We start from the raw sequence: 13,113 nt of genomic DNA on the forward strand, positions 1-13,113 counted from the left end.
TTCACGATATGCGGAATCTACCATTTGAGCGCCCCGCCCCGTTCGGCCCGACGCCGGTCCACGACGAGCTGCGCCGTACCGGACCCATCGCCAGAGTCGTGACCGCGGACGGTCAGCCCGCGTGGGTGATCGTCGGGGCGGCGCTGGCCCGCCAGGTGCTGTCCGACGCGCGCTTCACGATGGCCCCGCCCGGCACGCCCGAGGGGCCCGCCTCGCTGCTCAGCGACGGCGCGCCGCACGCGCGCCTGCGCCGCCTGCTCTCCCGCGCCTTCACTCCTCGCCATCTGGAACGGCTGCGCCCCGCCATCATCACGCTGGCCGGCGAGCTCGTGGCCGAGCTGCGCGAACGCGGACCCGGCTCCGACCTGGTCTCCATCGTGGGCCGCCCGCTGCCGCTTGGAGTGACCAGCCACATGCTCGGCATCAGCGTCACCGACCGCGAACGCTTCTACACCTGGGCCGACGCCGCCTCCGGCATCACCGGCGGCGGCGAGGGCTTCGAGCAGGCGTGGGGCGAGCTCACCGCCTACTTCCCCAGCCTGATCGCCGCCAAGCGCGCCGACCCGGGTCCCGACCTGCTGAGCGAGGTCATCGCGGTCCGCGACGCCGAAGACGGCCGCCTGAGCGACGACGAGCTGTTCACCACCGCCATCTCGCTGGTCTTCGGCGGCTACCTCACCGTGGCCAACACGCTGTCGATCGGCGTCGTCCACCTCGGCCAGGCCGGCGGGCTCGCCCAGATCTCCGACGTCCCCACCGCCGTCGAGGAGATGCTGCGCTACTCCGCCGGCCTCCACGGCGAGGCCTTCGCGCGCTACGCGCAGACGGACATCGACCTCGACGGGGTACGGCTGGCCGCCGGCGACCAGGTCCTCGTCCGCCTGGAGGCCGCCAACCAGGACCCCGACCTCATCCCCGACCCGGCCCGCTTCGACCCCGCCCGCACGCCGAACCCGCACCTGGCCTTCGGCCACGGCCCCCACCACTGCATCGGCGCCGCGCTGGGCCGCATGGAGCTGGTCGCGGTCGTCGGCGCGCTGGCCGAGCAGGTACCCGGCCTGCGGCTGGCCTGCGCGCCCGAGGACGTCCCATGGACCGGCAACCCCCTCGACAACGGCCCCGCCAGCCTGCCCGTCACCTGGTAGACCCGTGTTCCGGCATACGCAAGAAGCTCGGCCCCGCCACCGCGCCGCGGCTGCGGGCCGGGCCGGTTCGAGGCCGTGGGCCCCGTCTCCGCCGCGACGATCCTGCGCGGCTTCGCGGCGGGTGACGGTTCGATCGTGCTCCCGGTCCGTCCGCCCGCGGCTGGGCGGCCCGCGGTCTGTCGGACCTGGGTAGGTCAGCCCACGGGAGGCCAGACCGCGGTAGGTCAGCCCGCGGTAGGTCAGCCCGCGGAGGTCAGCCCTGGGTGGAGCGGCTTTACGGTGCGGTTGGGCCAGTGGGGTGAAATGGGTGGCGGGAGTGAGCTAGGCGACGGTGGCGACTATGAGGTCGTCGACCACGTCCGCGAGGTCGTGGTCGCGCTGGTGGACGCTTCGCTGGCGTACCGCTCCGGAGCCGCGGCGCATCAGCCGGTCCAGGCCCTCCTCGATGAACGGGAGGTCGCCGGCATCGCCGACCGCCCGCCGTACGTGCTGGAGGAGGCGGCGCGCCATCTCCGGCGCCGGCACCAGTTCGCCCGCCCGCAGGTCGAGGCAGGCGCCTTCGAGCCCGTCGCGCGCCGCCCGCCAGTACGCGGCGCGCATCACCTCCGCGCCGATGGGCAGCCCGCGATCGCCGCGCGCCACATCGCCCAGCGCCGTGACCACCAGCCCCCGGATCAGCCCGATGATCGTGAGGCTGTCGTTGGCGTCGAGTGGCACGTCGGCGACGCGTACCTCGACGGTGGGCAGGGTGGAGGAGGGGCGGGCGTCCCAGTAGAGGGTCTTGGCGTCCATGAGCGCGCCCGACTCCGACAGCGCGCCGACCGCCCGCTCATACTCCGCAAAGCTCGCAAAGTACGGCGGAGCCCCCGAAACCGGCCACCGACTCCAGCTGATCACCCGCCAGGAGGCGTAGCCGGTGTCCCGGCCGACGAAGAACGGGGAGTTGGCCGCGAGCGCGATGAGCGTGGGCAGCCAGGGCCGCAGGTGGTTGCCGACGTAAACGGCAAGCTCCTCATCCGGCACGTCCACATGGACATGGAGAGCACAGATGCACAGTTCATCCTGGAGAGCCCGATAGCGCACCTGCCCGTTCTCGTACCGCGGATCGTCCGAGAGCGGAATCGGCCCCGACTGGCCCAGGACCGGCATCGCGCTGGCGACCAGCGCCAGCCCGCATTCCTGCGCCGCCTTAGCCACCTCGGTGCGGGCGGCGCGCAGTCTCGCCCCCAACTCGGAGAGGTCGCTCGACGGCGCGGTACGGGCTTCGATCTGGAACTGGCTGATCTCCTGGGTGATGTCCTCACCCATCACGTTCGTCGCTGCGGCCAGAACATCCGCCGCCCTGGGTGCCACATGTCGTGTGTGGGGATCGACGATTAGGTACTCCTCCTCGATCCCGATGAGGGGAGTCACGAGTGGTTTATACCCATTTCAACCCTTACGGCAACGTCACCATCGTGAGCCCATCCCCACCACCCCCTGACCAGCCCCAACACCGCACCCAACCCACCCAAGGCCTCCCCGCCCAGCCGCAAACCAAGCACCGCAACCCCGGTCCACACACAACCGCAGCCCAAGAACCCCACCCCGCGAGCCCACCGCCCGCGCCCCGCCCCCGCGCCCCCGCGCTCCGCGTCCTGCCCTGCGCTCCGGGCTCCTGTGCTCCCGCGCCCGCGCCCTGCCCCCTGCGCCCCCTGCGCTCCGCGTCCGCGCCCCCTGCGCTCCTGCGCGTCCGCGCCCTGCGCCTGCGTCCCCTACGCTCCCGCCCCGCGTTCCCGCGCCCGCCCCTGCGCTCTGCGCTCCCGCGCCTCTGCGCTCCCGCGCACGCGCCTCTGCGCTCCCGCGCACGCGCTCCGCGTCCGTGCTCCGCGTCCGTGCTCCGCGTCCGTGCCTGCGTCCCGTGCCCCGCGCTCCGCGCCGTGCCCAAGAGCGGGCTATGCGCGCTCGCACCCAACCAAGAACCACCTCCGGGGTCACAGCCGCCCACGCGCCCAACCAGCAACGGTGCCGTCCCGGCCCCGGCGCAGACGCAGGCGACAACCAGCGTCGACTGCAGCGGTCGCTGAGAACGCCCGCACACCCAACCGCCACCACCGCCCCGCCGGCATCCCGCACCGAGGCTGGAAACCGCCGCCCCAGTCAGGCGCGCAGCCGCAACCCCCGCGGAGTCGGGTGGAATCCGGCGGACTCCAAGGCCGCGGCCAAGGGCGAGTCGTTGATGTGTCCGCCGTCCGCCCGCTCCACCGTCAGCTTGCCCAGCGCCCCATCCCGCACCGCCAGAGCCAGTGCGTCCACGGCGGGCTGCAGTCGCGTGTCGTCGGCGAAGGAGAGCAGTGTCTTGCCGCCCCGCTCCACGTAGAGCGCCAGGTGCCCGTCCACCAGGACCACCAGGGCGCCCGCTTTACGGCCGGGCTTGTGGCTGCCGGGGTGCGCGGGCCAGGGGAGAGCGGCGCCGTAGGGGTTGGCGGGGTCGGCGGCGGCCAGGACCACCGCGCGCCGGGCCCGCTCGGCTTCGGAACCGCGGCGCGAGTCCGGGTGCGAGCCGGGGTGGGGTTCCGGGCGTGGCTCGGGTTCCGCGGACATCGCGCGCATGCGGTCGACCGCGCCGGGCAGGGCGAACTGGGCGCCGCCCAGCCCCTCCACGAAGTAGCCGCGGCGGCAGCGCCCACTCTCCTCGTACGCCCGCAGCACCTGGTAAACGGGCGTGAACCCACCGGGCAGGCGCTCCGAGGTGACCGCGCCCCTGGTGACGACGCCATGGCGTTCGAGCATGACCTCGGCCTGCGCCTGGGCGCGCTGGGCCGGCTGGTCGGAGGGGGCGGGCAGCAGCCACCAGCGGCCGGCGACCGTGGGCGGCCCGGTACGGCTGGGCAGTACGGCCCGCCGCCGCCGGTTCGTCGCCGGCCGGTGCGCCGGACGCCCGGTGCCCAGGGCGGCGCGCATCGGCGCAAGCGTGTCACCGGAGACCCGCCCCGCCCACACCAGGTCCCACAGGGCAGCGGCCAGCGCCCCGTCATCCAGCGAGCCCATCTGGTCGGACAACCCGCGGAAGAACAACGCCCCACCCCCGCCGAGCGCGCCGAGGATCTGCTCGTGCAGCGGCGTCAGGGTGATCTCGGCGGGTTCCGGCATGAGCAGGGGAGCCGTGTCGGCGAAGTAGAGGGAGATCCAGCCGTCCCCGCCGGGCAGCGAACCCTGCCCCGCCCAGATGACCTCACCGGCCGCCGTCAGCTCGTCGAGCAGCGCGGGCGAGTAGCCGGGGACACGGGCGGGAAGCACGAGCGTCTCCAGGGCCGAGGCCGGGACCGCCGCCCCCTGCAACTGGTCGAGCGCACCGACCAGAGCGTCCATGGCCCGCGCCGCACCACTGTCGCGCGCGGAGCCGGGGGCGGGGCCGGGCGAGGTGATGCCGTGCCAGGCGGGCAGGAAGCGGGCCAGCGTCTCCGGGGAGACCGGTTCGACCTCCTTGCGCAGCCGGGCCAGCGACCTGCGACGCAGCATCCGCAGCACGCCCGAGTCGCACCACTCCTCACCCCGGCCGCCGGGACGGAACTCGCCGCTGACCACCCGCCCGGTCACCGCCAGCCGCCGCAGCGCGTCGGTGACCACGGCGACGCCGAGGCCGAAGCGGGCGGCAGCCGTACCGGAATGGAAGGGGCCGCGGGTGCGGGCGTGTCGGGCCACGAGGTCGGCCAGGGGGTCGGCGACCGGTTCGAGGAAGACGTGCGGGACGCCGACGGGCAGCGGCGCGCCGAGCGCGTCGCGCACGCGGGCGGCGTCCTCGATCGCGACCCACTGCTCCTCCCCGGCGATCCGCACCGGGAGGGCGCGGCGGGCGCTCTCGAGCCCGGTCAGCCAGGCAGGGTCGCCGCCGCGCACGCTGACGTCGGCGGCGAGCAGCGGACCGTGCGAACGCAGCAGGTCGGCGAGGTCCTCCTGGTCGCGCAGCGGCCGGTCGAGCCGGGCCAGCTCCCGCTCGGTGTCGGCGATCACGTCGGGGTCGAGCAGTTCGCGCAGGTCGGCCTGGCCGAGCAGTTCGGCCAGCAGGGACGTGTCGAGGGCCAGCGCCTGGGCGCGGCGCTCGGCCAGCGGGGCGTCGCCTTCGTACATGAACGCGCCGATGTAGTGGAAGAGCAGCGAGGCCGCGAACGGCGAGGCCTGCGAGGTCTCCACCTCCACCACCCGCACCTTTCTGGCGGCGATGTCGCGCATGAGCGCCACCAGGCCGGGCACGTCGAAGACGTCCTGCAGGCACTCGCGCATGGTCTCCAGCACGATCGGGAACGAGGCGTACTGGCTGGCCACGCCGAGCAGATGGGCGGCGCGCTGGCGCTGCTGCCACAACGGGCTGCGCCGGCCCGGCACCCGCCTGGGCAGCAGCAGCGCCCGGCCCGCGCACTCCCGGAACCGCGCGGCGAACAGCGCGGAACCGCCCAGCTCCTCGGTGACGAGCTGCTCGATCTCCTCGGCGTCGAAGGCGGCCACGTCGGTGGGCGGTTCCGCCAGCGTGTCGGGGATGCGCAGCACGATGCCGTCGTCGGAGTGGACCGCCTGCACGTCGACGCCGTAGCGCTCGCGCAGCCGCCGGTTGATCGCCAGCGCCCATGGGGCGTGCACGCGCGCGCCATAGGGGGAGTGGATCACCACGCGCCAGTCGCCCAGCTCGTCGTGGAAGCGCTCGACCAGCAGCGTGCGATCGTCGGGGACGTAGCCGGTGGCCTCGCGCTGCTCGGTCAGGTAGGCCAGCAGATTCGCCGAGGCGAACGCGTCGAGCCCGGCCGCGCGCATCCGCTCCTCCTCCGGCTCGCGCAGGAACTCGCCGATCGCCTTGCCCAGCTCGGCGGGACGGCCGGCGGTGTCGCCGTGCCAGAACGGCAGCTTGCCCGGCTGACCTGGCGCGGGGGAGACCAGCACGCGGTCGGCGGTGATGTCCTCGATCCGCCAGGAGGTCGCGCCCAGCACGAACACGTCGCCGACGCGCGACTCGTAGACCATCTCCTCATCCAGCTCGCCCACCCGCGAGGCCTTCTCACCGACGAGGAAGACGCCGAACAGGCCGCGGTCGGGGATCGTGCCGCCGTTGGTGACGGCCAGCCGCTGCGCGCCGGGCCGCCCCTGCAGGGTGCCGGTCACGCGGTCCCACACGACGCGCGGGCGCAGCTCGGCGAACTCCTCGCTCGGGTAGCGGCCGGCGAGCATGTCGAGCGTCGCCTCCAGCGCCGTTCGCGGGAGGGTGGAGTACGGCGCGGCCCGCCGTACCAGAGCCTCGAGCTCGTCGACCGTCCACTCCTCGAGCGCGGTCATCGCCACGATCTGCTGGGCCAGCACGTCGAGCGGGTTGCGCGGATAGCGCAGCTCCTCGATCTGGCCCGCCTTCATGCGCTCGGCCACGACGGCGGTCTGCACCAGATCGCCGCGGTACTTCGGGAAGATGACGCCCCTGGAGACCGCGCCCACCTGGTGGCCGGCGCGGCCGATGCGCTGCAGCCCGCTGGCCACGCTCGGCGGTGCCTCCACGCAGGCGACCAGGTCGACGGCGCCCATGTCGATGCCCAGCTCCAGGCTGGAGGTGGCGACCACGGCGGGCAGCCGGCCCGACTTCAGCGCCTCCTCGATCTGGGCGCGCTCCTCCTTGGAGACCGAGCCGTGGTGGGCGCGCACGATCTCGGGTATCGCGCCCCTGCTCGCCCCGGCCTGCGCCATCATCTGCGCGGGCATGTCGAAACCGGTCAGGTCAAGCGCCTCGGGGCCCTGCTCGCGCTCGTAGGCCAGCTCGTTGAGGCGGGTGCACAGGCGCTCGGCCAGCCGCCGCGAGTTGGCGAAGACGATCGTGGAACTGTGGGCCTCGATCAGGTCGAACAGCTTGTCCTCGACATGCGGCCAGATCGAGCGGTTGACCGGCTCGGCGAAGTCGTCCTGCGGCTCGCCGGGGCGCGCCTCCATCTCCGTCATGTCCTCGACGGGGACGACGACCTCGACCTCGATCCGCTTGTCGGACGGCGGCTGGACCACCGCGGCCGGGCGGGCGCCGCCCAGGAACGCGGCCACCTCGCTCACCGGCCGCACGGTCGCCGACAGCCCGATGCGCTGGGCGGGCCGCTCCAGCAGGGCGTCGAGGCGTTCGAGGCTGAGCGCCAGGTGCGCGCCGCGCTTGGTCGCCGCCACCGCGTGCACCTCGTCGACGATCACCGTCTCGACGCCGCGCAGCGCCTCGCGCGCCTGGCTGGTCAGCAGCAGGAACAGCGACTCCGGCGTGGTGATGAGGATGTCGGAGGGCTTGCCGGCGAACCTGCGCCGCTCGTCGGCGGGCGTGTCGCCGGACCTGATCGACACGGAGATCTCCGGCACCGGCAGGCCCAGCCGCCGCGCCGTCTGTTTCATGCCCGCCAGCGGCGCGCGCAGGTTGCGCTCGACGTCGACGGCCAGCGCCTTGAGCGGCGAGACGTAGAGCACCTTGGTGCCCTTGGCCTCCCGCGCGCGCGTGGCCAGGCGGTCGAGCGACCACAGGAAGGCGGCGAGCGTCTTGCCCGACCCGGTGGGCGCCACGACGAGCGTGTTGTCGCCGCGGGCGATGGACGCCCACGCCCCCTCCTGGGCGGCGGTGGGCGCGACGAAGGCGCCGGTGAACCATTGGCTGGTCAGCGGGCTGAAATGGGCAAGCGAGCTCACGTGCACATGATGCCTCGCCGCACCGACAGAAAACGCATTGCCGCCGCCTGGGGTGGTTGAGTGACGTCCGAACGGACATACACCGACTGTGACCACCGACCACGCGGCCATCGACGCGCAACGGGACCGGCTGAGGGAGAAGTACCTCTTACCGCACCGGCCGTCCAGCAGTGCCCGCGGCCTGCACCACTTCGCGCTCATCTCCTCGGACGTGGAGCGAACGATCCGCTTCTACCAGGAGCTTCTGGAGTTCCCGCTCACGGAGATCTTCGAGAACCGCGACTACCGCGGCTCGAACCACTTCTTCTTCGACATCGGCAACGGGAACCTGCTGGCCTTCTTCGACTTCCCCGGCCTCGACCTCGGACCGTACCAGGAAGTGCTCGGCGGTCTGCACCACATCGCGATCTCCGTCGACCCCGCGACGTGGGATCGGCTGCGCGGGAAGCTGGAGATGGCCGGCGTGCCGCACCAGATCGAGAGCGGCGCCTCCATCTATTTCAAAGACCCCGACGGCGCCAGGCTGGAGCTGCTCGCCGACCATCTCGGTGAGATGTACGGCTCCCGGGTGATGTGACGGTCAGCGCCGCGACGCACGCCGGGTGCGCGGCCGGCCCGTGCGGGGTTGGCTCCGGATTCCGGCGTGCCGCTCGGATCGATCCGCTTTCTCCTGCTGTACGGCGGAGCGAAGTAAGACGAGCAGATGGCGACGCCTAGCGCGAAGAGCCCGCTTCCTGGGGGATGTGGGGGGTCTGGGGGATGAAGACTTGGAGGCCTTTGGCATGCGGGTGTCTTACCCATGCCTCAGCTCGTCGATACTTGGTGCATGCGCCTGACCGAATTCTGGAGAAGGATGCGCGTGCACTTCGGTGACGTGTACGCCGACTCATGGGCCCACGACTACGTGCTGGCCCCGCTCGGCGGCCGCACGGTCGTGCAGGCGCTCGCCGACGGCGAGAGCGTCAAGTCCGTCTGGCGGGCGGTCTGCCAGGTCGAGAGCGTCTCACCCAAGCTCCACTGACAGTGTGTCCCTGAGCGACCTGGCGGTCTGATCCAGATCGTCGGCGCTGCCCTGCCCGCCGGGCGACCACAGGAACATCCAGCCCCGGTGCGCGGGCGTGGCGAAGATGATGGTCTGCTTGCCGCTGCGCGGATGCCAGGCCCACAGGACCGGATCGTCGCCGCCGACCATGCGACCCACCAGCCCGTGCGCGGGCAGCAGCTCGGCCAGAGCCTCCAGATGGGTGCGCCGTTCCCCGGTGTACGTGCTCGCCACGTCGCCGCCCTTCGACCGTTCTCCTCAGGATCTCCCCAGCTCACGGGGCATGGCAACAGGGCTGGCGCAATGCCCGGGAATGTCCTGTCGGTTCAGGCACATGACACCCTCGCGTCGCCGGACGGACACTGGCGGCGAGGAGGGTGCAACCATGACAAGCATCGACAGGCGCCGCTTCTTACGCACCACGGCGATCGGCGCGGCCGCCAGTGGGCCGCTCGCGGCGCTCTCGGCGCGCACGGCCGACGCCACGACGATGGTGAAACATCCGTTCAGCGTCGACTACGGGCCGCTCCGTCCCGTACGCGACCGTACAACCGGTCTCGAACTGCTCAAACTGCCGGAAGGCTTCTCCTACGTCTCCCACGGCTGGACCGGCGACCGCATGACCGACGGCCGCCCCACCCCCGCCCTGCACGACGGAATGGCCGCCTTCCGCCCGCGATGGGGTTTCCGGTACGGCGGTGCCCACGCCACCATCCTGGTCCGCAACCACGAGGTCGGCGACCTGACCGGCGCCTATCTCTCCCCCAACTACGACCCCCAGGCCGGCGGCGGCACCACCAACCTCGCCTTCGACACCCGCAGGGGCGCCTTCCTGGCGTCGTGGGCCTCGCTGTCGGGAACCGTGCGCAACTGCGCCGGCGGACCCACTCCGTGGGGGAGCTGGCTGTCGTGCGAGGAAACCACCCTGGTCAACGGGGAGGTGCGGCACGGGTACATCTTCGAGGTGCCGCATGACGGGGTGTCGGACGCGGTGCCGTACAAGGCGATGGGGCGTTTCTCGCACGAGGCCGTCGCGGTGGACCCCGCGACCGGGTACGTGTACGAGACGGAGGACGCCACTCCCAGCGGGCTCTACCGCTTCCGCCCGCGCGTGCGCGGCAAGCTGGGCAAGGGCGGCAAACTGGAGATGCTGACCATCGGCGACGGCCCCTACACGACCTACGCCGACGGGACGGGGACGGTCTATCCGGAGATCGGGTGGGTCGGCATCGACGAGCCGGACCCGGGGCCCGGCGAGACCTCCGTGGTGGAGCAGGGGATCGCCAAGGGCGGCGCCTCCTTCCGCAGGCTCGAAGGCGCCTGGTACCACCATCGCAAGATCTACATCGTCAGCACCAGCGGCGGTCCCGCCGGCCAGGGGCAGGTGTTCGAGTACGATCTGCGGCGCGACAAGATGCGCGTGCTGTTCGCCTCGCCGAACGCCTCGGTCCTGAACAACCCGGACAACATCTGCGTGAGCCCCCGCGGCGGGATCGTGCTGTGCGAGGACGGGAGCGGCGCGGAGTACCTGCACGGGCTCACCACGGACGGCGAGATCTTCCCGTTCGCGGAGAACGCGGTGGTGATCCCGGAGGGCGGCGTGCCCGGTAAGAGCGTCCCGGCCGGGGACTACCGGGGCTCGGAGTGGTGCGGATCGGTCTTCGACCCCAGCGGGAAGTGGCTTTTCGCCAACATCCAGACGCCGGGGATCACCTTCGCCATCACCGGTCCTTGGCGACGTGGTTCGTTGTAGCGTGTTCCGGAGTTGATCGAACAGCCGTTCGGCTACTATGAAACACGCCGGACCGCGACTTCGTGGCGACGGCGGGAAATTGTCGGTGGCAGCCCGTAGCTTTCACTCGACCGACCGACCACGACCCTTCAGGGGAGTTCCCATGGCTATCAACGACCGCGAGAAGGCCCTTGAGACTGCCCTCGCGCAAATCGAGCGGCAGTTCGGCAAGGGCTCCGTCATGCGCCTCGGTGACGACGCCCGCGCGCCGATCGAGGTGATCCCGACGGGGTCGATCGCGCTCGACGTGGCACTCGGCATCGGCGGGCTCCCCCGAGGCAGGATCGTCGAGGTCTACGGGCCGGAGTCCTCGGGTAAGACGACGGTCGCCCTGCACGCCGTGGCCAACGCCCAGCGCGCGGGCGGCATCGCCGCCTTCATCGACGCCGAGCACGCACTCGACCCCGAGTACGCCAAGAAGCTCGGCGTCGACACCGACGCCCTCCTGGTCTCCCAGCCCGACACCGGCGAGCAGGCGCTCGAGATCGCCGACATGCTGATCAGGTCGGGCGCCGTCGACATCATCGTCATCGACTCGGTCGCCGCCCTGGTGCCCAAGGCGGAGATCGAGGGCGAGATGGGCGACAGCCACGTGGGCCTGCAGGCCCGCCTGATGTCCCAGGCGCTGCGCAAGGTCGCCGGCGCCCTCAGCAACACCGGCACCACCGCCATCTTCATCAACCAGCTGCGCGAGAAGATCGGCGTCATGTTCGGCTCGCCCGAGACCACGACCGGCGGCAAGGCGCTGAAGTTCTACGCCTCGGTCCGCCTCGACATCCGCCGCATCGAGACCCTGAAGGACGGCACGGAGGCGGTCGGCAACCGTACCCGGGTCAAGGTCGTGAAGAACAAGATGGCCCCGCCGTTCCGCGTGGCCGACTTCGACATCCTGTACGGCGTGGGCGTCTCGCGCGAGGGCGGCCTGATCGACATGGGTGTGGAGAACGGCTTCGTCCGCAAGTCCGGCGCCTGGTACACCTACGAGGGTGAGCAGCTTGGCCAGGGCAAGGAAAACGCGCGCAACTTCCTGAAGAACCACCCCGACATGGCCAACGAGCTCGAGAAGAAGATCAAGGACAAGCTGGGCGTCGGCCCGCGCCTGGACGCCCCGGCCGAGGCCGCCGCTCCGCCGGCCGCCGCCGCGCCGGCCACGGCGCCCGCCGCGCCCACAGGCCGCGCCAAGGCCGCGGCCGCGCCGAAGCCCGGTGACGTCTGATCGGTCGGCACGTGAGCGACGACGACCCGGCACGGGCGCCTCACCCCAACGACTGGGGCGCCTGGCCGGACGGTCCCGCGCGGGGCCGCGGCAAGGGCTCCGCCCGTCGCGGCAAGCCTGCGGACGGCTGGCCGGCCTCGCTGGACGAGGTACGCGCCACCCGGAAGCCCCCGCCCGCCGGGCCGGAGCCCGGGGCCTTCGACGAACCCCCCGGCGGCCCGGCTCCCTGGACCAGCTGGGGGACTCCTGACGTACCGGCCGAGACGCCGGGGCCCGAGGCGGGGCAAGAGCGGGGGCTCTTCGCCGAGCCCGCGGGGGAGTCTGAGCGAGGGGGGAAGCGGGGATCGCGGCGTGGCGGCCGGTCCGGGCGGGGGGCCAAGGGCTCCAGAGGCTCCGGACGTGGTGGCTGGCGACGATCGGAGGACGGTTCGGGCGGCGGGTGGCTGCCGGACGGGCCGGACGAGGGCAGTGCCGCCGCCGCCGGGCCACCGGCCAATCCCGAGGCGGTGGCGCGGGCCGTCTGCCTGCGGATGCTCACGCTGGCGCCCAAGACGCGGGCCCAGCTGGCCGAGGCCCTGCGCAAGCGGGAGATACCGAAGGAGGCGGCCGATGCCGTGCTCGACCGGTTCACCGAGCTCGGGCTGATCAACGACGAGGCGTTCGCGGAGGCTTGGGTCGACTCCCGGCACCATGGCCGCGGCCTGGCTCGGCGTGCTCTGGCCGCGGAGCTTCGCCATCGTGGTGTCGACAACGACACGGTCAAGGACGCGGTCGAACGCCTTGACTCCGACCAGGAGGCGGAGACCGCCCGCCGGCTGGTGGATCGCAAGCTGTCCTCCACCCGGGGGCTCGACCCTCAGGTCCGTACCCGGCGGCTCGCGGGGATGCTGGCGCGCAAGGGGTACTCGGGTGGGCTGGCGTTCCGGGTGATCCGGGAGGCGCTGGAGCAGGAGGGCGTGGAGATAGAGGATGACTTCTCCTAGCGGGTGCCGGTCGGCCTGAGTTGGGACATTGGGGGTCTTTGGGGTGTTGGGCCGGATAGGTGTCTGAATTGGTATGCAGTGGTCGGTAAGACACGCTTGATGATGCGTTTGCTTGCTCGTGACTTGTTCGACGCATAACCTCGACGGCAGTGAGGAGTTACTCCGCGCAGCGCGGATTGCCATACCGGTGAACGACGTACGAGCGAGCTCGATTGACCGAGACAGGCGAGGTGTTGGCCAGGTGGGCCGACGCCCGGTCGGTCTTG

Annotated in this window: 9 protein-coding genes; 6 read left to right on the plus strand and 3 right to left on the minus strand. The window is 72.1% G+C overall.

Annotated elements, in window-relative coordinates; genetic code table 11:
• Positions 1 to 8 precede the first annotated feature (8 nt).
• Entirely contained in the window at positions 9 to 1,145 is a 1,137-nt protein-coding gene (locus ACFWY5_RS22690) for a cytochrome P450 (protein WP_379634084.1), read from the plus strand.
• A gap of 321 nt (positions 1,146 to 1,466) precedes the next feature.
• On the opposite strand, the gene ACFWY5_RS22695 is transcribed toward ACFWY5_RS22690, so the two are convergent.
• Together ACFWY5_RS22695 and ACFWY5_RS22700 are read right to left on the minus strand one after the other, a co-directional pair.
• Entirely contained in the window at positions 1,467 to 2,558 is a 1,092-nt protein-coding gene (locus tag ACFWY5_RS22695; protein ID WP_379611425.1) for a glutamate--cysteine ligase, read from the minus strand.
• A 726-nt stretch (positions 2,559 to 3,284) separates the two neighbouring features.
• The gene (locus ACFWY5_RS22700; RefSeq protein ID WP_379634086.1) at positions 3,285 to 7,814 is read right to left on the minus strand and encodes an ATP-dependent helicase; all 4,530 of its coding nucleotides are present in this window, start codon (positions 7,812 to 7,814) and stop codon (positions 3,285 to 3,287) included.
• 88 nt (positions 7,815 to 7,902) lie between these two features.
• On the opposite strand from ACFWY5_RS22700, the gene ACFWY5_RS22705 reads away from it, so the two are divergent.
• Both ACFWY5_RS22705 and ACFWY5_RS22710 read left to right on the plus strand, forming a co-directional pair.
• Positions 7,903 to 8,391, plus strand: coding sequence for a VOC family protein (locus ACFWY5_RS22705; RefSeq protein WP_379611423.1), 489 nt, complete (start codon positions 7,903 to 7,905; stop codon positions 8,389 to 8,391).
• Positions 8,392 to 8,640: 249 nt separating this feature from the next.
• Positions 8,641 to 8,835 (plus strand): DUF3046 domain-containing protein, encoded by a 195-nt coding sequence (locus ACFWY5_RS22710; protein ID WP_184966738.1) that lies wholly within the window; start codon positions 8,641 to 8,643, stop codon positions 8,833 to 8,835.
• Here the strand turns inward: ACFWY5_RS22710 and ACFWY5_RS22715 are convergent.
• Positions 8,818 to 9,090 carry a hypothetical protein gene (locus ACFWY5_RS22715; protein WP_184966736.1) on the minus strand — a complete coding sequence of 91 codons (273 nt, stop codon included), beginning with the start codon at positions 9,088 to 9,090 and terminating at the stop codon, positions 8,818 to 8,820. The genes ACFWY5_RS22710 and ACFWY5_RS22715 overlap by 18 nt on opposite strands.
• 151 nt (positions 9,091 to 9,241) lie before the next feature.
• Between ACFWY5_RS22715 and ACFWY5_RS22720 the strand changes: the two genes are divergently transcribed.
• From ACFWY5_RS22720 to recX, 3 genes are all read left to right on the plus strand, one after another.
• Entirely contained in the window at positions 9,242 to 10,609 is a 1,368-nt protein-coding gene (locus ACFWY5_RS22720; protein WP_379634088.1) for a PhoX family protein, read from the plus strand.
• Between the two features lie 142 nt (positions 10,610 to 10,751).
• Positions 10,752 to 11,864 (plus strand): recombinase RecA, encoded by a 1,113-nt coding sequence (gene recA, locus ACFWY5_RS22725; protein ID WP_379611420.1) that lies wholly within the window; start codon positions 10,752 to 10,754, stop codon positions 11,862 to 11,864.
• An 11-nt stretch (positions 11,865 to 11,875) separates the two neighbouring features.
• Complete coding sequence (gene recX / locus ACFWY5_RS22730; protein ID WP_379634090.1) at positions 11,876 to 12,847, plus strand: recombination regulator RecX; 972 nt, start codon at positions 11,876 to 11,878, stop codon at positions 12,845 to 12,847.
• Positions 12,848 to 13,113: the final 266 nt, after the last annotated feature.

The organism is Nonomuraea sp. NPDC059007, assembly GCF_042740555.1.
Taxonomy (GTDB): Bacteria; Actinomycetota; Actinomycetes; order Streptosporangiales; family Streptosporangiaceae; genus Nonomuraea.